Annotated in this window: 18 protein-coding genes and 1 rRNA gene; 16 read left to right on the forward strand and 3 right to left on the reverse strand. The window is 54.5% G+C overall.

All coding sequences use genetic code 11. The features are described 5' to 3' along the window. A 16S ribosomal RNA gene (locus ACYX34_RS14105) occupies positions 1-868 on the reverse strand; the annotation flags it as partial. Positions 869-1172: 304 nt separating this feature from the next. Here ACYX34_RS14105 and ACYX34_RS14110 point away from each other — a divergent pair. Continuing rightward, positions 1173-2210, forward strand: a complete 1038-nt coding sequence (locus tag ACYX34_RS14110; RefSeq protein ID WP_462077208.1) for a molybdopterin-dependent oxidoreductase — start codon at positions 1173-1175, stop codon at positions 2208-2210. A gap of 532 nt (positions 2211-2742) precedes the next feature. Here the strand turns inward: ACYX34_RS14110 and lspA are convergent. Then, on the reverse strand, positions 2743-3231 hold the full coding sequence (gene lspA / locus ACYX34_RS14115; RefSeq protein ID WP_462077209.1) for a signal peptidase II: 489 nt from the start codon (positions 3229-3231) through the stop codon (positions 2743-2745). A 117-nt stretch (positions 3232-3348) separates the two neighbouring features. Then, entirely contained in the window at positions 3349-3576 is a 228-nt protein-coding gene (locus tag ACYX34_RS14120) for a hypothetical protein (protein ID WP_462077210.1), read from the reverse strand. Between the two features lie 489 nt (positions 3577-4065). On the opposite strand from ACYX34_RS14120, the gene ACYX34_RS14125 reads away from it, so the two are divergent. The 15 genes from ACYX34_RS14125 (at position 4066) to ACYX34_RS14195 (ending at position 24556) form a co-directional block, all read left to right on the forward strand. After that, complete coding sequence (locus ACYX34_RS14125) at positions 4066-4680, forward strand: hypothetical protein (protein WP_462077211.1); 615 nt, start codon at positions 4066-4068, stop codon at positions 4678-4680. Between the two features lie 4 nt (positions 4681-4684). Next, positions 4685-5986, forward strand: coding sequence for a hypothetical protein (locus ACYX34_RS14130; protein ID WP_462077212.1), 1302 nt, complete (start codon positions 4685-4687; stop codon positions 5984-5986). Between the two features lie 10 nt (positions 5987-5996). Next, complete coding sequence (locus tag ACYX34_RS14135; protein ID WP_462077213.1) at positions 5997-6455, forward strand: type 2 periplasmic-binding domain-containing protein; 459 nt, start codon at positions 5997-5999, stop codon at positions 6453-6455. After that, positions 6415-8739, forward strand: a complete 2325-nt coding sequence (locus ACYX34_RS14140) for a PAS domain S-box protein (protein WP_462077214.1) — start codon at positions 6415-6417, stop codon at positions 8737-8739. The genes ACYX34_RS14135 and ACYX34_RS14140 overlap by 41 nt, the downstream gene beginning before the upstream one ends. A 3-nt stretch (positions 8740-8742) precedes the next feature. Beyond that, positions 8743-9438 carry a response regulator transcription factor gene (locus ACYX34_RS14145; RefSeq protein ID WP_462077215.1) on the forward strand — a complete coding sequence of 232 codons (696 nt, stop codon included), beginning with the start codon at positions 8743-8745 and terminating at the stop codon, positions 9436-9438. A gap of 129 nt (positions 9439-9567) precedes the next feature. Further along, positions 9568-10050, forward strand: a complete 483-nt coding sequence (locus ACYX34_RS14150; RefSeq protein ID WP_462077216.1) for a response regulator transcription factor — start codon at positions 9568-9570, stop codon at positions 10048-10050. Positions 10051-10182: 132 nt separating this feature from the next. Further along, a complete protein-coding gene (locus ACYX34_RS14155) occupies positions 10183-11457 on the forward strand; it encodes a glycosyltransferase family protein (RefSeq protein ID WP_462077217.1) in 1275 nt (424 codons plus the stop codon). 3 nt (positions 11458-11460) lie between these two features. Next, complete coding sequence (locus ACYX34_RS14160) at positions 11461-14100, forward strand: glycosyltransferase (RefSeq protein ID WP_462077218.1); 2640 nt, start codon at positions 11461-11463, stop codon at positions 14098-14100. Next, positions 14084-16081: an alginate lyase family protein gene (locus tag ACYX34_RS14165; RefSeq protein WP_462077219.1), complete on the forward strand. Its 1998-nt coding sequence runs from the start codon at positions 14084-14086 to the stop codon at positions 16079-16081. The genes ACYX34_RS14160 and ACYX34_RS14165 overlap by 17 nt, the downstream gene beginning before the upstream one ends. A gap of 594 nt (positions 16082-16675) precedes the next feature. Further along, positions 16676-17575: a phosphotransferase gene (locus ACYX34_RS14170; RefSeq protein WP_462077220.1), complete on the forward strand. Its 900-nt coding sequence runs from the start codon at positions 16676-16678 to the stop codon at positions 17573-17575. Further along, complete coding sequence (locus tag ACYX34_RS14175) at positions 17572-17799, forward strand: histidine phosphatase family protein (RefSeq protein WP_462077221.1); 228 nt, start codon at positions 17572-17574, stop codon at positions 17797-17799. Before ACYX34_RS14170 ends, ACYX34_RS14175 begins: the two co-directional genes overlap by 4 nt. Next, positions 17787-19187: a phosphotransferase family protein gene (locus ACYX34_RS14180; protein WP_462077222.1), complete on the forward strand. Its 1401-nt coding sequence runs from the start codon at positions 17787-17789 to the stop codon at positions 19185-19187. Before ACYX34_RS14175 ends, ACYX34_RS14180 begins: the two co-directional genes overlap by 13 nt. After that, on the forward strand, positions 19184-21229 hold the full coding sequence (locus tag ACYX34_RS14185) for a glycosyltransferase (protein ID WP_462077223.1): 2046 nt from the start codon (positions 19184-19186) through the stop codon (positions 21227-21229). The genes ACYX34_RS14180 and ACYX34_RS14185 overlap by 4 nt, the downstream gene beginning before the upstream one ends. Next, a complete protein-coding gene (locus ACYX34_RS14190) occupies positions 21226-23058 on the forward strand; it encodes an ABC transporter ATP-binding protein (protein WP_462077224.1) in 1833 nt (610 codons plus the stop codon). The genes ACYX34_RS14185 and ACYX34_RS14190 overlap by 4 nt, the downstream gene beginning before the upstream one ends. Before the next feature lie 67 nt (positions 23059-23125). Then, on the forward strand, positions 23126-24556 hold the full coding sequence (locus ACYX34_RS14195) for an alginate export family protein (protein WP_462077225.1): 1431 nt from the start codon (positions 23126-23128) through the stop codon (positions 24554-24556). Position 24557 lies beyond the last annotated feature (1 nt).

Here is a 24557-nt window from a genome sequence, read left to right on the forward strand (position 1 = left end):
TACTTAATGCGTTAGCTGCGGCACCGGCGGTAACCCGCCGACACTTAGTATCCATCGTTTAAGGCGTGGACTACCAGGGTATCTAATCCTGTTTGCTCCCCACGCTTTCGAGCCTCAGCGTCAGAAATGTTCCAGAGCGCCGCCTTCGCCACCGGCCTTCCTCCCGATCTCTACGCATTTCACCGCTACACCGGGAATTCCGCGCTCCTCTCCCATCCTCTAGCCGAGCAGTCCCCTCCGCACTTTCCGGGTTAGGCCCGGAGATTTCACGGAGGGCTTACCCAACCGCCTACGCTCCCTGTACGCCCAGTAAATCCGAACAACGCTTGCCACCTTCGTATTACCGCGGCTGCTGGCACGAAGTTAGCCGTGGCTGCTTCTGCAGGTACCGTCCGAACGGTTACCCGTTCCATCTTCCCTGCCGAAAGGGGTTTACAATCCGAAGACCTTCATCCCCCACGCGGCGTCGCTGCGTCAGGCTGTCGCCCATTGCGCAATATTCCTTACTGCTGCCTCCCGTAGGAGTCTGGCCCGTGTCGCAGTGCCAGTGTGGCTGATCGTCCTCTCAGACCAGCTACCCGTCGAAGCCTTGGTGAGCCGTTACCTCACCAACAAGCTGATAGGACATGAGCCCATCCAAGAGCGCGATACCCACGGTATCGCTTTCCCTCCTGATCCGCAGACCAGGAGTCGTATGCGGTATTAGCTAACCTTTCGGCTAGTTATTCCCCACTCGAGGGTAGGTTACCCATGTATTCCTCACCCGTTCGCCGCTTTACAAACGTATTGCTACGTCTTCTCGCTCGACTTGCATGTATTAGGCGCGCCGCCAGCGTTCGTTCTGAGCCAGGATCAAACTCTCAAAAATAGGTGTTCTTTAAATTTGGACCAAGGGCCACCACTTCAATACACCTTACACCTTGCTCAACTTCCTCTATTCAGTTTTCAAAGAACATCCGCGTTCCTCACGCGAGCCGTGCACTATACATTGTGCACTGTCTCGTGTCAAGGGACCCGCTCGAATTAATTTCGCGTAGTTTCCCTTTGGCACCGCACCGTGACTCGCATCAGGCGCGGTCATCAGGCAGGAACACAGTCGCAATCAACGAGTGGGAAGATAGCAAGGTATTTCCCAAGAGTCAAGAGGCTGATCAGTGTATAATTTTAAAATTATGACACAGAACAAAAATAGTTGGCCCATGCATCGCCGGACACTGCTCAAAGCCTTGGGATTGGGAACACTAGTCGGGAGTACCAGCGGCTGTGACGCCGTCGGTGGAATATTCGGTCGAATGTTTGCAGTCCCCCCACGCGACACAACGTATTTCACCTCAAACGCTAAGTTTTATATCGTCAATTATGCTGATGGCGCCGTCTCCGCCTCCCGCGAGCTGAACATCGAACAGTGGAAAGTTCATATTACGGGCGCGGTCAAAACCCCGATGTCCCTTGGCTGGCGCGATATTTTAAATCGCGATTCTTATGATCAAATCTCCACTCTCATGTGCATCGATACCCTCCCCGGTGGCGACAGCCTGGGCACAGCGACATGGCGAGGTATTTCGCTCAAGAAACTTTTGGTCGACTGCGGGGCTGACGTTGAGACAGCGCGTGACGTGGTCTTTCGCGGCATCGACGGGTACGACGACAGCATTCCCTTCGCCCGTGCCATGCAGGATGACGTGATGCTGGCCTTTCTGATGAACGGTGAGAAGCTCCCCAAAGAACATGGTTTCCCCCTCCGCCTCCTGGTACCGGGGCTCTACGGCATCAAGAATGTGAAGTGGATTGTCGAGATCGAAGTCTATCCCGGCGACTACAAGGGCTACTGGCAACGTAAAGGATGGACCGACGACGGCACAATTAAGGTATTTTCACGCATCGATTCACCTGGGCATTATCAAACCTTGCGCGGACCAGAACACACCTTCCGAGGCATTGCCTTCGGTGGCCCCAACAGCATCAGCAAAGTTGAATTGAGTTTCGATGCAGGCCGCACATGGAACGATTGTACGATCGAGCCGCCGATGTCGCCCTATTCCTGGGTGATTTGGACTTACACATGGCGACCGCCGAAACCGGGGAAGTTCCAAACCGTCGTGCGCGCCACCGACACAAGGGGGCAACTTCAAATCGCGGACATCGTCCGTCCCCAACCAGCCGGCGCCAGCGGATACCACACAATCATTTCGGAAGTGGAGCAGCTATAGAAGAAGGCGACACGACATCCATGAGGAGAGATCTGTCATCTCGTACTATGATCGACGTCTCACCCTACCGCCAATACCAACAATAATCCTACGAGGGCAGGTCACTTGACCTTATGAAAGAATGAGCCATGTGAGATCTGGTCCTTACGGATCTCGTATTCTTTCTGAGCAATTCCCCCGGCCTTGAGATCTTCCTCCACCCGATCCTTTCTCACGCTTCAGGGTGGCACTCATGGTTCCCATCAGCCGCGCCGACGCCAAGTACCCCGTCGAGTAGACCGCTCCCCACTGATGCGCAACCGGCCACCCCCATCAACAACACCAAGCCCGCGATTGACAAAACCAGGCTTTTGAGCAATTCCTTGCCTTAACACAAGTAGCCCTGCCAATTCATCATGAGGCTCTCGAGTTCTTCTCTCGGCAAACACCCTACTCAATATCACGCTCAAAGCGTTCGAATTGGTCCAACGTGAAGGGCAATCAAAGGCTGGCAAGAAAACTCAACATGGTCGAGAAGCGATACACCGGACGACTAACGGCGAGAGAGAGATTCCTCAGATGAGGGCTTGACCCAAGCAGCTTGGAAAAACAGCACCAGGACTCCGATTGTAATGCAGATGTCGGCCACATTGAAGATCCCCGTACGAAGACTGCCGATGCCAAGATTCATGAAATCGATCACACGGCCATCGTTCATAACGCGGTCTACAAGATTGCCCAACCCGCCGCTCAGTACCAGACTCCAGGCAACGACAGTGGTGGATGGTATCGGTTGGACAACGAGGACCATCGTCAAGACGAGAAGACATAAGGCAGGAAAGACTTGAAAGAGAAGGACGCGTGCTCTCTCGGAGAACTCTCCACCGAAGCTCAGAAACGCCCCGGCGTTCTCGGCATATTGGAGGCGGACCGTATCGTGAAACCACGAGTGCGGTGGCTGAAAGGCCAGATACTGGTGGGCTGCGTCCTTCGTAAGTTGATCACACCCCACACAGAGGATGAGCAGCAGGAGAACCAACACACTTCGTTTAAAGCGGGGCATCATTCCACACCAATCGCGGCTTCGACGAGGGCTGACCTGTTTCTCCTCCCCACGGCTTCACGAATCGAGACACCCTCGGTCAAGCTAAGACCGTCGTCAGGACGATTGGTCTTTGCGCGGACGTCCAACCGGGAGCTTTCCCTTTCGTTTCTTGAACCGCTTCCCCTTTTCGAGCTTGGCGAGCGTGGACTGGATCGCAGATTCGACGACTCCGGTAAGTGTCAACTTCGGACTCCAATACACAACGGTGCGTAAGCGTTCGACCATATCCGCGGAGAGAGAGAGCGTGACCCTCTCCTTACGTTTTGAGACCTGCTGCTTCATGAGACCCATCTCCTCCTCAGTGTATCCATTCACATCACAATCGCATATGCTTGCATATCATGCCCGGTTCGACGCACGCAAGGGGAATTGGCGACCGCCCAACATTATTGTTTCCTCGTGGGTGCACTCCCCTTTTTGCAAGAAACCTACGCCTGGCTAACGAGACCGACCCATCATCCGGTGTCTCATGATAGCACAGTCTCGCTCCACGAACCTGATCGTTCAACGGACCGACCCGCTTACGCAGCCCATGAAGAGACAACGGTCGGTCCATTCCAATGCCACACACTACATAACATAGCCTCTCTAAGCTTTCTATTCTAGGAACAGAGCCCCCATCGAGACCGCGTTGTTCTACTTGGCCTTGTTTCTTGTGGTCCATACCAATTACAAGACATCTTCTGGCGTTTACAATGTCTACCCCTGTCTCGTCAAAGGGGAATCACCCGGAGAACGCCAAAAATCTCGACCGGTACGAAGGGGACACTGATGCTCACAAAGAATGGGCCGATACCAGGAAACTTCGTCGTGGTCGCCATATTCCTGACGCTGTTGATCATTCACTCCTGTACCGCTCGCCCACATCTCGTCATTCATCAATCAGACACCCTCTCGGTCGTGCTCCGAGAATTGCCAGGAGGCTACCCATCAATCAATCCCTTTCACCACCCCTACACAATACCACCGGAAGCAGTCGTCGATATTCTGGAGTCGCTGACCTATGAAGCAGATGCCGTCTTGCCGTTGTCCAAGACTCATCCCCGGAGAGTCTTCACCAAGCCTCAAGCAGAGCGGTTGGCGCCAGAATTAGCCGAAGCGTTGAGCCTTGCCCCGCCACAGCAGGTCACAGCCTTTACCATCACCGAAACGGACAAGCCCGACCGGCAGACGAAGGGGCTTGCGTTTGTCCTCAACGACGAGCTCCATCTCATCATCGAAGCCCTACGACGCCCCCGGTACGAAGGAGAGCAGAATACGTATCAACAACCGATATCCACCTGGAAGCTCCGGCCAACCAGCCCTCAACGACTCTATGCACATCGCCCGGACGGGAAGGGGGCAATGACAAACTGGATCATCACTCCCCTCCGTAAAGGATCATGAGCGCATGAGACGACACCACCCCTGGTTTCGCCTATCCCCCGATAACCAGACACCCGTATACGATATCGCGGCGTTGATCACGCTCCTTCTCTGCCTCTGTATTCCCACCCTGCTCTTCGCCCAAACCTCCGGCCTGCCGTCCAAGAGTGACCATGAGGATACGGTCGAAAAGCTGAAAGACCGACTTCACCACATTGAGGAGCAACATCGCAAGGAACTCGCCGATCTGAAAGAACGTCTTGGGGTAGTGGAACAACAGCAGAGCAGCCTGTCGGACGAACTGGCTCAGAACATCCGAGTCGGCGCCTACGGGGCCGTAGCGTTTGAGAGTTTTCAGGATCGACGGTCCACCCATGATGGCAACTTCGAACTCCTGATTTCAGGACAGTTTCACGACCGGATTCGCGTCTACACCGAAATCGATCTCGGACTTCCACATGGGACCGCGGATGCAGAACAGGCCTATGTCGATCTTCTCCTCACCCAGGCATTCAATGTCCGTGCAGGAGTGCTCCTGATCCCATTCGGCAAGTTCAATCTCGATCACTTCGATCCACGCAGAGATCTCATACGCCCTCCCTCCGTCGCGCGGCTCGTCACCCCGACCACCTGGTCCGATCTAGGATTCAGCGCCTTCGGGTTCGTGCCGATCTCAGAGAACCTCAAGGCTACCTATGAAATTCAGGTCATCAACGGACTGACAGATAAGTTTCTGGCCGCACCCGGCTACCTTCCCGACCCCGGCCTGCAAAGCGCACGATCAGGATTGCGCACGGACAATAACGGCGACAAGGCCGTCGTGGGCCGAGGCACGTTGAAATTCTTCGATCAATATGAAATGGGATTCTCCGGATATCGCGGGGAATACAAGCCTGGCTCAAATGATCTCATCACCGGGATCGGATTTGATGCTGAATTCAAGCCTCGCAATGTGCGGATATGGGAAAACTTCCAGCTAAGGAGTGAATTTGCACGGTTCGACCTCCAGGGCTCCACGACACCATCAAGCCTTTGGGGGTATTACCTCCAGCTGACCTATCGGTTCTGGCCGTCCGCATTGAACTCCACCATCCTGGGACGCCACTTCAACAATCCGACATTCGCACTCGTCGGCCTCTATGGCCGAACCAAGATGAATACGACGGCAAGCCCAACGGGAAGCCTGACCGGAGAACAAATCATCGTCGGATTCAACTATCGCCCGGTCGAGGATTATGTCTTCAAAATGGAGTATCAATTTAACAACGGCCAGTTCAATCAGTTCCCGTCCGACGGATTTCTGACATCCATCGCGTGGATCTTCTGACGGCCATCGCATGAATCGCCCATTCCGTACCAGAAGGCGTTGGCTAACGGCGCTGACACTTGCGTTCTCGCTGTGGTCGTGCCTCACCCTCGCCCACGCCGACCCCCTCGCCATTATCGTCAACAAGAATAATCCCAACACCTCGGTGAGCATGACAGCGGTCGCCAGTATGTATCGAGGTGAGACTCTTCACTGGCCAGGGGGCAACCGAATCAAATTGGTCAACCGGGAAATCTCCGCCGAGGAGAGAAAAACGTTCTATCTGCGAGTGCTGAATGCGAAGCCGGATCAAGTGTTCTATCGCCAAGGCACACCCGTTCCCATTCAGAGTGTGATCGAACGGTCGGACGAAGCCGTCGTGCGGTTCGTCGGCGTCATTGAGGGAGCCATCGGATACGTCGGTCTGTCCACGCTCAACGACATGAACGATGGCCAGATCAGAATCATCCTGGTTATCGACAACCCGTAACATCACCGCCATGTTGATTCGAAAGTGGTTCGCACAGTCCCTTACCTACAAACTGATGGCCCTCTTTCTTGCCATCTTCTTCTCCGCGGTCTGTGGCTTGGCCTACTTCGCCTATACCTCCAGCCGCAATGCCATGTATCAAGAGTTCAAAATTCGTGGGCGGACGTTGGCCAAGACCATTGCGTCACAAGCGCGAACGGACTATCAGGAGCAGGACGTTGAGGGGCTGACCACGCTTCTCCAGTCTCTGGGTGAGGGAGAAGATGTCGTCGCAATTCTCGCCTACCGACCATCCAAGGTCTTGTGGCTTGAGTTCTCTGGAATCCAACTCACTCCCGAGGACCTGACGCTTCCGGAAATAGGCGATGTCTGGGAAAGGGATCTGGTGCTCACGAAAGGCTATCGGGTGTCGGCGTTCGGGAGTGTGGTGACTGACTCATCAACTCCTGCCGGGAAAGACAGCTTGGTCACGGCTCAGCCCCTCGGATGGGTCAGAATCTTCCTGGATCGAAGCGCGCTTGAAAAACGACTCCGCACGCTGATCAACGAAACCCTGGCGACCAGCATTGTGACTCTCGTGCTTGGTGGCGCCTTGTTCATCCTCCTCCTTAGGCGATCTCTCAATGTGATCGCCCCCCTCACCGAAGCGACTAAGAGGGTCGCAGAAGGCGACTTACACACGACCGTTCCTGTGTCCACCAGCGATGAGTTGGGCGAATTGGCGAAATGCTTCAACAGCATGACCGAGCAGCTCTTGCAGACCACCGTGTCCAAGAACTACGTGGACAACGTTATTCGCTCCATGACCGATCTTCTGATCGTCTTGAATCCCGATGGCACCATACGAAGCGTCAACCAGGCCGCGCTCAATCTGCTCGGCTTCGAGGAACATGAACTGCTAGGCCAAGATGCGACGATTCTGTTTCCACCGAATGAAAACCCTCTGGATGGGCGGAAGTATCAGGAGATCCTCTCACACGGTTCGATTCATCAGTTTGCAGCCGCCTATCTTGCACATGATGGTCAGACATTCCCCGTGTTGTTTTCTGCTGCCGTCATGCGGAACGAGGAGGGAAGCATTGAGGGCATAGCCTGTGTCGCCAAAGACATGACGGAGCTCAATCAGGATGAGGAACGCCTTCGTTTACAGGGCACCGCACTAGAATCCGCTGCAAATGCGGTCATGATTATGGACCGAAGCGGGCGTGTCACATGGGTCAATCCTTCTTTCACCACATTGACGGGCTATCCATCTGAAGAAGTGTTCGGTCAGAGCATCCGCAACCTGACATCGGATCGGCAAGACCAACCGTTCTATCAGAAACAGTGGCAGACGATCATGCGGGGCAAGGTATGGCACGGCGAAAGCACCAATCGAAAAAAAGATGGCACCCTCTACACGGAAGAAGAAACCATCACTCCCGTTCGTGACCGGAACGGTGAGATCAGTCACTTTGTCAGCATCAAACAGGATGTCACGAAACGGAAACAAGCGGTGGAGACGATTCAAGATGCCCACCAGAAACTACAGGCGCTCGATCAATTGCGATCGCAATTTTTTGCCGACATCAGCCATGAACTCAGGACACCCTTGACCGTGATCAGGGGCGAGGCTGAGGTGACGCTCAGAGGGAAAGAAAAACCGATCTCCGAATACCGGAGCACGTTGGAACGGATCGTCCAGCTATCGGATCAAATGAACAAATTAGTCGGTGATATTCTGTTTTTGGCTCGGTCGGAATCGGGTACGTTGCAGATGGATCTGAAGCCGACCCTGCTGACACCGCTTCTTGAAGACGTGCGTCGAGAGACGAACATTCTTGCGCAATCACGGAGCATGACCGTGACGCGTGAAGGGTTCTCGCCTGATGCGACCATTCAGGGGGATACGGAACGACTCAAGCAACTCTTCATGATTCTCACGGACAATGCCATCAAATACGGCCGGAAAGGCGGTGCGATTGTGATTGGCCTGAAGACCACGGATCGTGAGGCACATGTCACTGTGGCCGACAACGGACTTGGAATTCCCGAAACAGATCTTCCGCATGTCGTCAAGCGGGCCTATCGCGTCTGGCGAGGCCGTCCGTCGGCAGTGGGTGGAGCCGGCCTCGGCCTACCGATCGCCAAGTGGATCGCTGAAGCACACCATGGCACGATCTCGATTGCCAGCACTCTCAACCGTGGAACCACGGTGACTGTTCGGCTTCCCCTTCATCATGCTTCCACTTCGCAATCCAGTGATGGGGCTGATCATTCTTCACGCACCTCGAAAAGGATATAATTTATGGCAGCCATACACATTCTTGTGATTGAAGACGACGAGCGAATCTCCACGTTCATCAAACGTGGTCTCGGAGCAGAAGGGTACCTGGTGGATATCGCTCAAGACGGTCAAGAAGGAGTACAACGAGGCCTCACTCCATACGACCTGATCATTCTCGACCTTCTATTACCCGACACCAATGGCCACGAGATCTGTCAAACCCTGCGCCGTGAACAGATCCAAACTCCGATTCTGATCCTGACGGCTAAAGATGCCCTGGAAGACAAACTCAGCGGATTCGACCACGGGGCCGACGACTATCTTACAAAACCCTTTGCCTTCGAGGAACTGCTCGCGCGGATTAAGGCGTTGCTCCGACGGAGACCGTCTTACAACGAAGAAGCAACTCAAGTATTATGTGTAGCCGATCTCACGCTCAACCGAAACTCGCGAGAAGTGCGCCGAGGCGACACCATCATCCCCTTGACCAGGAAAGAATTCGACCTCCTAGCCTTCCTCATGTCATATCCCAATAAGGCGCTCAGCCGTACCTCCATTCTTGAGCATGTCTGGGGTTATCATCACGACACTCTGACCAATACCGTCGATGTCTACATCGGCTACCTTCGGAAAAAAGTAGAGGCCGGATCCCCGAACAAGCTCATTCAGACGGTACGGGACTTCGGATATAAGATTTCCGACAGCCCCTCTTCGTAACCTCATTCTTGTTTCTGACGGCGAATACCGTTTCCCTCACCGTGCGGTTCTTACCAATTTCTCATTTCCCTCTCAATCGCCTCTCATCTCGCTCACGTATGGTAGCCGCCTGACGATATTACATTTCACATGATTCAGCGAGGAACGGACGTGCACATTCTGATCGTGGAAGATGATGAGCGGATTGTCGGTTTCATGAAGCGTGGGCTTGAAGCTGAATCGTACGAAGTCGAAATCGCTTCAAGCAAGGCACGAACTCTAGATCTCGCTGAAGCCTGCACCTATGACGTCATCATTCTCGATATCTTTCTGGGGCCTGATGACGGACTCGACATCTGTCGTGCCCTCAGACAGCGTGGGGTGGGATCCTCCATTCTCCTCATGACGGCCAAAGGAACGGCAGAAATCGAAAAGATGAGCAAGCATGCCGGTGCGGATGCATACCTCTCAAAACCTTTTTCATTCGATGATCTTCTTGAGACACTCACACGCTTCGGTGCGTCCAACATCTCTTCCAATCGTCTCACGACAACAGTCGAGCAGCCAACGTGCTCTTCAGAAACAGAGCGGATGCGTTTACCAAATCCGATCAATCTCGTCCAACCAACATGACCCTTTCTGAGATGGATAGGAGGAAATGTTTCAGCGCTGCCATGAGCAGAATATGGAAGCGGCCATGAACAACCTTCTTTTCCATCAACCTCGCTGGGATTTCAGGCAGCGCAGGGGAACGGAGTTGAACCTATGTTGATTATGCTTTACTCACACGATAGCTACGGTCTCGGCCATATTCGCCGCACGCTGGAAATCGCGAGCCAGTTGGTACAGCACATACCCGACGTTTCGCTGATCATCTTGACTGGTTCGATGCAGGCTCATACATACGCACTGCCTCCCCGTACGGAATACATCAAGCTTCCGACGCTCACCAAGAATGAAGAAGGGTTCTACTGTTCCCGATCGCTCCCTCACCCAATCAACATTACCGTCGAGCTACGGCAGAGAATCATCTGGGAAAGTCTGTGTATGCTCAAACCGGATATTTTCTTGGTGGACAAATCACCGGCCGGTATTAAAGGCGAATTACTTCCCGCCCTACGGCATTGCAAAGCATTCCTCCCCGACACCAAGCTCGTGTTGGGCATGCGCGACATCGAGGACGATCCTCGCCATGTTGCTGAGGAGTGGAGAAAGTCCGACGTCGTGTCATTACTTGAGCATACGTACGACGCGATTTTCCTGTACGGCACCCCGTCGCTGTACAACCCGGTGCAGGAATACAGACTGTCCTCCCTTATCGAACAAAAGCTCATCCCATGCGGCTACATAGGCAGAAATCAGTCTTCGCCTCAGAGAAAACACATCCGAAGCGAACTGGGGTTGCGCACGGGCCAATTCGTCCTGGTCACGCCTGGTGGCGGTGATGACGGGTATGCCATCGTCGATACTCATGTCCGCATGCTACGTGAGAACATTCAGCCTGGTCGTCACACGTTCGATTCGCTGATCGTCACAGGTCCATTGATGTGCCCGGAGAAACGCCGCATTCTCAAACAGGCTGCTGGTGAGGATTTGGCGCTCAAGGTCATTGATTTCACTCCGCATCTCTACGATTACCTTCGTGCAGCCGACCTCGTCGTCTCCATGGGCGGATACAACACCGTGGTGGAGATTCTGACCGCCAACCAACGTGGGATCATTGTTCCACGCATCCATCCACGACTTGAACAATGTATCCGAGCCGAGCGATTGGCAGCCAAAGGCCTGCTCGACATGATTCATCCTACGAAGTTAACTCCTGACAGTTTGTTCCACGCCATCACACAATCATTGCAACGGCCGCTCCCGCCTCGCCCACAGGATATCGGGATCACGCTTGACGGGGCCATCAATGTCTCCAGGGCGGTGAAGCAACTTTACCAAGAGAGCCAACGAAACAAAGTGAGCACTGCTCTACGCCATCGTCCTTCGGATTTTCGGGCGGTGCCAGAGCTCAGACCGTCACCCATATTGATGTGAGCCATGACGACTCAGTCATCAATCAAGAAAATAGGTTATCTCCTCAAGGTGTTCCCAAAGGTGTCGGAGACGTTCATCCTTCAAGAGGTGTTGGACCTGGAAGCGCTTGGACTGGACTTGTCGGTCTTCGCCCTTGAGCCACCGACCGATCCCGTCACCCACAATTTGGTCGACCACGTCCGTGCATCGATCACCTATCTGCCTCGTTCATTCCACACCGTGGATCGAAATCCCTTGTGGGCGCATCTGCGTCTCCTCATCACGTCCCCCCGGCGGTATGTCTCAACCGTTCAGTTTTGGCTTCAAGCCACCGAGCCCCCCTCGTGGTCAAAGTTTCTCCAGGCCGGCTCTCTCGCCACCGCACTCCTCGATGCGCACATCGGCCACCTCCACGTCCATTTTGCCAATGCGCCCACGAGCGTCGCGGAGCTGGCTCACCGGCTGACAGGCATTCCGTACAGCATGACCTGTCATGCCAAAGACATCTTCTTGACGCCACCATCCACGCTGCAGCGGAAAATGCACCATGCGGAATTCGTCGTCACCTGCACCGAGGATAATCGGCAGTACCTCGAACGCCTGTCGGACAACGGGACGCCTCTGCTTCGTCTCTATCACGGCCTGAATCTGGCCCGATTCGACCAGCTCCTGCACGATCACCATGGGATACAGTCGGCGATCCCCACAATTCTCTGCGTCGCACGCTTTCGAGAAAAGAAAGGGTTGCGCTCACTGATTCACGCCTGCCACCTGCTCAACATTCGTGGATATCGGTTTCACTGCGGCATCGTTGGATTCGGTCCCTTGCAAGCCGACATGGAAGCCTTGATTCGAGAGTTGCATCTCGAACAGCTCGTCATGCTGATGGGACAACAACCGCTCGAAGCAGTCGTGGGACTCTACCAGTGCGCCGACATCTTTGCCCTTCCATGTCAGGTCGCGCAGGACGGTGACCGTGACGGGATTCCGAACGTCCTGATGGAAGCGATGGCATGCCGACTCCCCGTCGTCACAACAGCGGTCTCCGGTATTCCGGAGCTCGTCCAGCACGATCGCAATGGGCTTGTGGTTCCCCAGCGAAATCCTGAAGCGTTAGCGCTGGCCCTCGCCCATCTTCTGGACAATCCTGCAATCCGTCAGCGCTTAGGGCAAGCCGGGCGCGAGACCATAGAGCAACACTTTTCCTCCAGCGATGCAAGCCACCAACTCAAGGTGCTTTTTCTCACGGGAACGGCGTCCAAGGAAGCAGCGCTATCGCAGACAGCAGAACCATTCTCGCATCCCGACCAGAACAAGATAGAAACTCACTCGTCCAACAGCGCGATCGGCTATATTTTGAAAGGATTCCCTCGCCGATCTGAAGTCTTCATCACCAATGAAATTAGGCTCTTGGAACAAATGGGGCTTCGGCTCCACCTCTTCTCTGCCTTTCAGGGGGAAACCAATTGTACAGGACGTGATAACAAGGCCGTCATCTCACCAGTAACGTATCTTCCTGAAGATAGCGAGAACATGGACAGCGGATTTGTATCTTGGCTGACCGCGAACCTTCCCCGATATTTTTCCAGTCATGTTCGACTCATCCGCACCGTTCCGCGCCGATATCTGCACACGGCCTGGGAAGCTTGGAGGCTCAGCCTTCGCTGCCGAAACAGATTCTTCTCCTGGCCGAAAAAGGTGTTCTATAAAGATTTTCTTCGTGCTGGTGCGATCGCCAACGCCATACTCGAAGCGGGAACCGTCCGCCATCTGCACGCCCACTTTTGCCATGGCGCGACGACCATGGCCATGTTCGCAAGCATGTTGACCGGCTATTCCTTCAGCTTCACCGCTCACGCCAAAGACATTTATCTACCCAAGCTGAATCCAGGCGATCTGCTACCAATGAAATTACGTCGAGCGAAGTTTGTGGTGACCTGCACAGGAGCCAACCATCAGCATTTGCAGGAAGTCTCCTCACAGGGTGCACCGATCCACACTATCTATCACGGCGTCGATACAACTCGTTTTGCCCCATCCATTCATCGACCAGCACCAACAATCCCAACGATCCTGTCGATCGGACGCTTCGTTGAGAAGAAAGGATTTCCCTTCTTGATCGAGGCCTGTCGGATCATTCGTGATCACGGAATCCCGTTTCACTGTCGGATTATCGGTGATCCGGATGAACAGACCGATCTGGTGCAGGCCCTGATTCGTCGGTATGGCCTTGAACAAGAGATCTCAATCGGACCAGGCGTGACACAAGAAGAGCTCCGCACGATTTATCAGGAGGCGACAGCCTTTGTGCTCCCCTGTCATGTCGTGGACAACGGTGATCGGGACGGGATCCCAAACGTCTTGGCGGAAGCCATGGCCTCCGGAGTCCCGGTCATTTCAACGGTGGTCTCCGGGATCCCGGAAATCATTGAGGATCGACGCAACGGCCTTCTGGTCACTCCACGCGACCCGGTGGCCCTCGCCAAAGCCATTGAAGAACTACTGGTCGACGCTGACCTCCGGAACCATCTTGCTCAAGCAGGGCGTGAAACGATGTGCCGCATTTTCGACTCGAGTCAGACCACAATACAGCTATTTGATCTCTTTCAAATGGAAACGGTCAAGACGACCACCCATCAGGAGACCCATGTTGCCTGCCACTAGTCAGCACGACTCGGATGAACGGATCGACCAGCGGCCGGTCTTTGCGGAACCCTTTCAAGGATTACCCGTGAAAACCCTGCTGGAGCATTTCCAGACCAGAACGACGGTTCGCTATTTCCCCGTCCCGGATGCCGTTGAAGCGGCACGTCCGAAGATTGACGAAATACTGATGAATCAGTTTGAATTCAACGGTGAACGCCACACCTTTCCTGCCTCACCCCTCTGGCTCACCAATCTCAGCAGCGACCAAGAATGGCTGATCCTGCTTCATAAATTCTATTACGCCGTCGGGCTCGGCATCGCCTATCACGAAACGAAGGATCCTCGGTACGCCCAAAAATGGGTTGACCTCATCAGCTCCTGGATCCGAACTGTTCCGCTCGATTTCCTCCCGAGCGACGTCGCGGGACGGCGGATCCAGAATTGGATCTTCGCCCACTACTATTTCATGAACACTCCTCTGCCGAGCTGCATCACTCCTGACTTCTACCGTTCCTTTCTGGTATCGCTGCACCACCAGGTCTCGTACCTTCGAGACCATGTCACGCCGGCTCGCAATCACCGCACGTTGGAACTCTGCGCGATCTTCTTAGCTTCCGTTGTGTTTCCGGAGTTTGCCGAATCCGCCGAATGGCTGCGATGGTCCAAAGACGAACTGCTGAAGAATATTCACTCCGATCTCCTGCCCGACGGGGTCCATTGTGAACAATCGACCGACTACCACCATCTGGTCCTCAAGAATTACCTCTGGGTCAAGAAGCTTGCGCTCATCAACCAGATCCGGATGTCGGAAGAGTTTGATGCGTTGATACAGAAAGCCTTGGAGTTTTCGCTCTACTGCCATAGACCAGACGGCAGGATCCCAGCGCTGAGCGACGGTGATAGCCGCTGTTTCTTGGACCTTTTGCAACAAGGCTACGACCTCTATGGAGGAGAAGACCTGCTCTATGTGACATCGCAAGGGACAAAGGGACAGCCTCCCATCCTCCGTTCAAAAGGGTTTCCCCACTCAGGGTACTACGTACTACGGAGCGGATGGGGCGATCAGGGCGAAGCCTATCGGGACGAACGCTATTTGATCTTCGATTGCGGCCCTCTGGGCGCAGGCAACCATGGGCACTTAGATCTCCTCAGCTTTGAAGCGTACGCCTATGGCACATCGCTTATCGTGGATCCAGGCCGTTACACCTACGACGAATCAGGACCTGTTAATTGGCGTGTCCGTTTTCGTAGCACGGCCTCCCACAATACGGTGCTGGTGAATGGTCGGAATCAAACGCGGTACGAGTGGAGAAAGAATCGCTTCAGGATTTCTGGCCTTGAGCCGGAACGGGAGATCAAGGCGTACGTCAATGAACCCAGACTCGATTATCTGCATGGGGTTGCCAGGAGTCATGAATACCCCGTTGTTCACGAGCGGAAGGTGCTATTCATCAACGGGGAATACTGGGTGATTGTCGACCTCTTGCGAGCCACTGAATCCCATACGTACGACCTGTTGTTCCACCTGTCGCCTCCGGCGCAGGATCGGGTCTCGGTCATGCTGTCCGACAACACGCTGTCGATCCGTTCGCCGCAACTTATTCTCGCTCAGCCTCTCATTCCGAACATGCGCCTGTCTATCCAGGAAGGCTTTGTGTCCCCCTCGTACGGCGAAAAACAGCACGCGCCGATCGTGCGGCTGACTCAACAAGACTCAAGTACATGCTTCCTCACCGTACTGTATCCCTACAAGGGCGACGAACCGAACATCTCCGTTGAGACGCCGGAATCTGATCGAGGCCCTCAGGCCCTCCTTTTGGGCGAACGATCATCGGCACAGATCACCATTGTTCACAATGGACGACGATATACCGATGAACTGTTATTCGCCGACCAGCCTGACCAGGGAATCAGAATGTCGGGGACCTCCTCCACCAGTCATGTGCACGTCTCCCGTACGGACCAGGACGATCGTCTCCTATTTCGGTACCAGGCCTAAACTATGATGGACCCTGCTGTGATCAACAACGGGTTTTCATCCTCACATCCCACGAATACTGTGCTCAATGACCTCCCAACGGATACTCGCCTTCCACAGCTGCCGATCATCCTAGACATGGAGATCATGAGGGAAAAGTTCCAAGACTGCCTCTTCGTATCAATCAATGATCAAACACAGTTTGTAGTCCGGCAATGCGAGATCATACAGATTCGGTACAAACCGGCCTCGTCCTGCATGGTCAGCTATCGCCTGGGCATCGAGAACACGTCGACAAGAGAGCATGGAGAACAAATCTTATGCGGCCGTGCCTTCCCAGAGGGCTGTTCGCAATCACAATGGGAGAAGGCTGGTGCCCGCGCTCTTGTTCAGCCTTGCTTCGGGAAGCCACTGATCCATCTCAGCGATCTCGAGATGGTCCTCTGGAGCTTTCCGAGCGATCGCAAGATGCACACGTTGCCGGCCGCTATTGATGCAACCCACAGCACGTCTGAAACTCCGCCGAGCTGGCTCCTATCGCATGTAGGCACAGGGTGGCGCGTGGCCCACTCGAGGTCCCGACTGATGCACTATGTTGGGGAACACAGCTGCACAATGCAGACATCGATTGAACTGATCCACCCGTCCCAGAATACGAGACAGACGCTGACCATCTTCGGCAAGACCTACTACAACGAGGACGGCGTCCAAACAGATCGCGTCATGCGCCAACTATGGGACAGTGCCCCCAGACGGAGTGGGCAGCTGCATATGGCGCAACCCTTGTGGTACGACGCCCGACTCAAGACATTGTGGCAATTGGGTATTCATGGCACCACGCTGGAAAACAACTCCTTTGAAGCCCCAGCCGGTATTCCCATTCTGAAGAAAGCCGCTCACGCAGTCGCCACATTCCACACAACCCCTGTGTCGAATATTCCACCGATCACCGTATTGGAGCTGCTCGGCAAGCTCGAAGTAGTGACATCTATGTTGATGCGGTGCCGACCTTCTTGCCGATCCATACTTATCCCGCTACGAGATCGGTTAATAGATCAGGCCAAAACCATTTCTGTTGAACCGACCACGACGCTACACGGTGATCTCCATATGAAGAATCTGTTCCTGACACACGACAGGATCGCCTTGATCGATCTCGACAACGTTTGTCAGGGACATCCTGGTCAGGATATCGGCAGCTTTGTTGCCGGGTTGCTGACGGGGGCACTGGCGAAGCAGATGCCGTTGTCTCAAGCGGCAGGTCCACTGCAGACATTTCTCCAGCACTACAATCAATGCGCACCATGGAAGCTTGATCAGCCAACGCTCGCCTGGTTTACCGCCGTGGCCTTGGTTACCGAGCGTTCGTATCGATGCGTAACCCGTCTCAAGGACGGTCGACTAGGATTGTTGGACAGTCTGCTGAACCTTGCCCACGAAATTTCCAAGGTCTGTGCATTACCTTCTCCAACTGACGAATCGACTGCCACTTGTGAAAGGACCAGTGAACAGTGAGCGCCCAGACAACACTCCGCCCAACCACCGTCCACCTGGTTCACCACGGTGAAAGTCTGCTGAACCGAGAGAAACGCGTGTCTGGTCAGCTCGGCACCTCACTCTCTTCAAATGGTGTCCGACAGGCCCGGCTACTGGCTGATCAGCTTCGGGATGTCTCTTTAACAGGGATCTACACGAGCGGCCACGACACAAACCATAGCCTGAAAACATGGCACCTATAGAGGTCATCGAAACAGAGGCGGCCAACAAACCGATGGTCGACGCTGATTGGCCAACGATGAAACAAAGGTTTCAACAGTTCACAAGTCCGGGTACCGCATCCGAGATCCTTCGATCTTGCCTGCCTGAACTGGCGAGTACTTCTCGTGGGATCAGCGACTGTACCATTCAAGATGCGAGACTGAAGACGTTCATGAAATCGTCAAGTAGGGTCAAATCCACATTGTCTGCTTGCTATCAGCTCACGGTGCAAGAACCCTCAACGAGTCAGGATTCCCAACGTCTGGTCTACCTCAAGGCCTATCTGAACGGCCGCAGTGCCGAGGTCTTTCGCTGTCTCGGCCATGACCGACATGCCGAACAGGCGCTTGACCAGGCAGTGACTCACGTGCCGAAATATGATGCCGTCATCTGGCGATTCCCCCACGATCCCGTCCTTCCCCATTTGTCTCAACTCATCAATCTTCAGGCCGTTGGGGAACACCTCCCATCGGAAGGCTTGAGCCGAATCGGCATGAGCGGAACACCGCACGTGACGGCAAGCCACGTCGTGAACTACCGACCGGAAATACGGTGCACGAACCGCTATGACTTGTACGATTCCATCCAGAACCGCTCGTACCAGATGTTCGGCAAAACATTTCGTCAGAACGAGGGACGATCCCTCTGTGCACGACTCCAATACTTCTGGGACCGGTCCCGTCATGACTCTGATGCCATGACCGTCGCACAACCGCTTGGGTACAGCGCATCGGCGAATACCGTGTGGCAACTCGGCGTACCCGGTAGACCGCTCCTCCAGATTTTGAACCCATCGAACTCTGACCAGTACATCGCGGAACTCGCACGAGGCTTGGCTTCGCTGCATACCAGTCACGTAGTCGGCTTGCTGACGCATCAGCCAGTCGAACATATCGCCGAGGTTGGCAAGAAACTAGCGAAACTCTCAGACGCCGTCCCATCCCTCGCGAAAACATGTATGGCCATGGCCGATGACCTCGAACAGACCGCGCCTCAGGCATCAACTATTCCTTCGTGTCCTATCCATTGGGATTTTCACATTCAACAGCTACTCGCCCACCAGGGACAGCTCGTGTTCTGTGATCTTGATGAGCTAGTCCTCGGAGACCCGGTTCAGGATCTTGCTAACTTTATAGTCGATCTACATTTCCGTGGGTTGGACCGGCAATTTGTGCGGGATCTCGCGACTCGGCTGTATCAGGCCTACCGCCAACAGGTGGAATGGGACGTCCCGATCGAGCGGTTGACCTGGCATACCCGGCTCCAATTCATCAATAAGGCCTATCGGCATTACGTGCGGTTCGCGCCAGGATTTGAGGGAACCGTCGAGGAAATTATCCGGTGGGCCGGAAGAGGATTCAGTCTATGAGAGACCAGTCTGAGCACAAGACGGCGAGTACCGAGAAACCCCACATTCTCATCTATTGTCAGCACATCCTTGGGATGGGCCATCTCATCCGCAGCATGGCTATCGCACGCGCGCTTAGGAATTGCACCGTTGTGTTTGTAAACGGAGGCGAATCACTCTCCGGCGTGGAGGTGCCATCGTGGGTCACGATCGTCAACCTGCCCCCGATCACGTCAGATAGCGAATTCCAAGGACTGAACATTCATGGCAAGGACACCACCCTTGAGCAGATCCAACTGGCCAGAAAGCACATGTTGTTCGAGCTTTTCGGGCACTTTCGTCCCGACGTCGTGGTCATCGAACTCTTCCCATTCGGGAGAAAGCGGTTTGCCTTCGAATTACTGCCGTTGCTGGCGCACATCCGTCTCTCCTCCCCGTCTACCAAAGTTGTCTGTAGCCTGCGAGATATTCTCGTGACAAAACCGGATCAGGTTCGTCACGAAGGCTGGGTCGTGAGCCTGATGAATCGGTACTTCGATCTGCTCCTGATTCACTCGGACCCGACCTTTCAGACGTTGGATGAAACCTTTTCACGCTGCCAAGATCTCCGATGCGATGTTCAGTACACGGGCTTTGTCGCCCAGGAATCCAATATACCGATGGAAACAGTCCTGGCAGGAGAGAAACCGGTATCCAACGGCACTCCGCTGGTGCTTGCCAGTATCGGCGGAGGGCGCGTGGGCTACGAACTGCTCGACGGGAGTATTCGTGCCTCCGTTCTGCTGATTCGGAGAGTGCCCCATCGGATGCTGCTGTTCACGGGTCCCTATATGCCCGAGCACCAGTATGCGCAACTCCACGAGCTTGCAGCTCAGTACTCACACATCGGGGTCCGTCGCTTTACCTCATCCTTCGAATCACTCATGCAGCAGGCCGCCTTGTCCATCTCAATGGCGGGTTACAACACCTGCATGAATCTGCTGAATACCGGTACTCGCGCGCTCGTGTGGCCCTTTACCGGTCACAAGAATGATGAGCAAACCATTCGAGCACAGAAACTGGAACGACTTGGGCTCCTGACCCTGCTGAAGCCTACCGATCTCAGCCCAGCGAGGTTGGCAGAAAAGATTGTGGCATCCCTGAGTCGTTCTCAAATCCATGCTCCACATTCCATTAATACTAACGGTGGACGAGAGACAGCCATGGCGATTGAACGACTGGCGTCACAGCCACACGGTCGGACTCTCAGTGCGAGCAGAGCCTCGACCTCGGCACCCATACATCAACCTGGCCAATGGCTCACCGAGCTCAAGCACTTTCTCGATACAAAGGAGGCTGACGGCCGAGACCTCCACATTTTTCTTCGCGATGATGATGTCGACGAAGATGAAGACTCGCTTAAGCATCTGCTTGATCTTGCACTGGCCCGAAGTGTGCCGATGAATCTAGAAATTATCCCTGGTCGTCTCACGCCGGCCTGCACGACCATTCTCAAGAACGCCCTTCGGGCCGACCATGCTCTGTTGAGTCTGGACCAACATGGCTGGATGCACAGCAATCACGAGCCGGAGGGACGCAAATGTGAATTCGGCCCTTCCCGCTCGTTCACGCAGCAACTGAACGACATCGCACAGGGGAAAGCCCTTCTTGAGGCCACATTTGAAGAGTTATTCTTCCCAGCCTTCACCCCGCCCTGGAATCGCTGCACCAAGGACACGCATCACGCTCTCGATGAACTCGGCTTTCATGTGTTGTCGAAGGATCTGGGAAAGAGCTGTGTCACCGAGTACCGGTTCTCAGAAATTTCCACGACGCTGGACCTCTACACCTGGAAAGAAGGGGCGCGTATGAAATCTCCGCATGAGATCGTACGTGAACTCATGACGCAGTGGGACAGGCTCCCCGTCGTAGGACTGCTGTTGCATCATAACGTCATGGCCCCGGACGCATTCAGTTTTCTTGATCAGATTCTCTGTGAGCTCATTCGCCGTTCCATCGTACGGTTCCATACGTTTCGCACCTTGCTGCCGCTCACACGAGAACCACAGGTGGTACCACGATGAGACAGACGGATATCGCTCGTCGAGGGTACGCTCGATTCCGAGCCATCATCGTCTCGCACTTACGCTCGGCCAAGCGCCATCTGGCCCTGGCCGCCGGCTGTCTGTTGGGTGTCACCCTCATGCAGCTTGTGGCGCCATGGCCGCTCAAATTCATTTTTGACTACATCCTGCTCCAGAAACCGATCCCTTCCTCATTGGCATTTCTTGAGAGACTCTCCCAATCATGGCCATTGTCTCTGTTGGCCGGCCTGGCTGCATCGATCGCCGTGATCGCATCCATGAACGGTGCCTTGTCCTATGCCCAATCATTTGTCACGAGCAAAATCGGCCATCGCTTGGTGTTTGCGATCCGACGACACCTTTTTGCTCACGTCCAAGGGCTCTCGCTGTCCTTCCATTCGCAAACCCGTTCCGGCGAACTGCTCACGAAACTCGCTGGTGATACCCAAACCCTGAAGAATGCCTTCACGGACATTCCGTTAACCGTGTCCGGCCACCTCCTCACATTCGTCGGCATGTTTACGGTCATGTTTGCCGTCAATTGGGAACTGAGCCTGATCATCTTGGCCACGATGCCGATTCTCGTGAGCGCTCTTTTCATCTTAAATCGTAAAATTCTGGCGACGACACGCGATCAGCGTGAGCGAGACAGTCATATGGCCTCGCGACTGAATGAGCTGCTGTCGTCTATCTCGGTCGTGCAGACCTTCGGGCGAGAACGGGTCGAGCAAGATCGGTTCGACCAGGAAAGTGCCAAACACCTTCACACCGGGCTTCGAACGGCCAGAACCACCGCGGCAGTCACGCGAGTCGTCTCCATCATCGGTGCCGTCAGTACGGCCGCCACCGTGTTTTTGGGAGCATGGCAAGTCCTCAAGGCGCGCATGACCCCAGGAGATCTTTTGATCTTCGTCAGCTATATGAAGAATCTCTACAGTCCCATCAAGGACCTGTCCAAGTTGTCGACTCAATTTTCCCAGGCCATGGTCAGCGTCCGACGCATTGCCGATTTGCTCGGTAATGAACCCGACATTCAGGACCGCCCAGACGCCATCAAGGTGGATCATCTGATCGGCGACATCCGTTTGGAACATGTCTCATTCAGCTATCTCGAAGGATGTCCCGTGCTCCATGACCTCTCCCTCCAGATTGCGCCCGGTCAGCGAGTGGCGCTGGTCGGTCCATCTGGAGCCGGAAAATCGACGGTCCTTAACCTGCTGCTCCGACTCTATCAACCGTCGGAAGGCACGATCGCTCTCGATCGGAGGAACCTTGTCGTCTACGAGCGCGAATCGCTCCGTCACAACATCGGCGTGGTGCTCCAGGACACTCTGCTGTTCAGAGCCAGCATCGCGGAGAACATTGCGTACGGCATCGAGCAGGCGGCTCGCGAGCAGATTATCGAAGCGGCCAGGGAGGCAAATGCCCACGAGTTCATCGTGGCCCTGCCGGACGGATACGACACTGTCATTGGAGAACGCGGCAGCACCTTGTCCGGTGGCCAACGGCAACGGATCTGCCTTGCACGAGCACTCGTCAAACAACCGTCCATTCTCATGCTGGATGAACCCACCGCGTCACTGGATCATCGATCGGCCACCTATATTCGTGAAGCCATCACACGCATCCAAGCAGATCGGACCACGATCGTCATTACCCATCACTTGGTTGGAATGGACTTGTTCGATCGCATTTTCGTTTTAGACCAAGGCCGCTTGGTCGAACAGGGCACACACCGCCAATTGCTGGATCAGCATGGGCTCTACGCCGGCCTCTACGCGCAACAATCGGATGTCTACGTCCGTCCTCAATCTGGCCATCTGACGTAGCCCAACATATTTTTCGATGCTGTACACCAATAAGGTAACGCCAGCGCGGCCTTTTCGTCTAACACCCATGAACCGCGGGCTTCCCATACGACGGATCCTCATAGCGGCAACCTGTACGTTATCGCTGACCACCGTCGCCTATGCGGCAGAGGAAACCGCGGATAGAACACTACAATCTTCAACACCGTCGTCAAACGAGCCTTCGGCAACCAATGGTCCAATTCTTCCGACGTACAGTCACACAAACGGTCAGACGACCGGTCCACTCGTGGAGCCCTTTGATCCGAACGCGCCACCAAGAGCCACGATCCCCATCGGACCCAATCTGTTTGTCGGCGGTTATGTGTCACTCGAGGGAGAATCCAATCGCAACTACCGACTCTCGTCCAATCCGGGCGAAGCCGACAGCATCCTGACACCGATCCTCGCCCCTGCATTCGCCTATGAGCCGAATCAATATCTTCAAATTTATGTGAATCCGATCCTCGAACTACCGGTCGCCGTAGAGGAGGTCGAGGAGACGACACAGACAAAAGAATTGAATCTCAACTTAGCCTTCCTCACGGTCAAAAACATTGTCCCAGGCACACGATTCCAAATCGGACGACAGCGTTTTATCGACTCCAGACGCTGGCTGTTCAACGAAAATATGGACGCGATCAGGCTGGGTTATCAGCATGAACAATTTTCGCTGGAGCTGTCGGTCAGCCAACTGAACCTCGTGCAGCGGAATCTCCTAAGACGGGAAGCGGAAGAGGACGAGGAAGGGTTCGTCAATTATTACGCCTATGCCAACTACAAGTTCGGCAAAAAAAACCATATCGGACTCTTTGCACTCTATCAGGATCAGCAACGGCTCGGTACGGCCCAACCTCTCTATGTTGGGCTCCAGTCCGGTGGGAGACTGTTAGGCGACTTGAAGTACTGGCTCCAAACAGCCATCGTGCGTGGGTCCAGCGGCGGGAACAGTATTCGAGGAGAGGCGATCGACGTCGGACTGACACAGGTTTTCAACGGATCTTGGGAGCCGTCTCTTACTGTCGGTTATGCCTATGGGACCGGTGACAACAACCCTGATGACAAAGTCGATACATCATTTCGGCAAACCGGGTTTCAGGGCAATTCCGATAAATTCAACGGCGTCGCTCGGTTCAAGTACTATGGCGAAGTACTCGACCCACGACTGACCAACCTCATGGTCTTTACCGGCGGCGTAGGGATCAAACCGTTCGCTAAGACTTCCTTTGACCTGGTGTACCATTATTACATGCAAGACCATGAGTCGGAGCGGATTCGTGGCTCCGATCTTTCAACCGATCCAACCGGACTCAGCAAACATATCGGCAGTGAAGTCGATCTTGTGGTGGGCTATCAAGGCATACCTCACCTACAAACCAAGTTTGTCCTTGGATATTTCTTTCCTGGAAAGGCCTTTACTCAATCGTGGCACGACGGGGCCATGCTCGCCACCATCCTCTTACGATACAACTTCTACTGAC

The sequence above is a fragment of the Nitrospira sp. CMX1 genome (assembly GCF_054902215.1).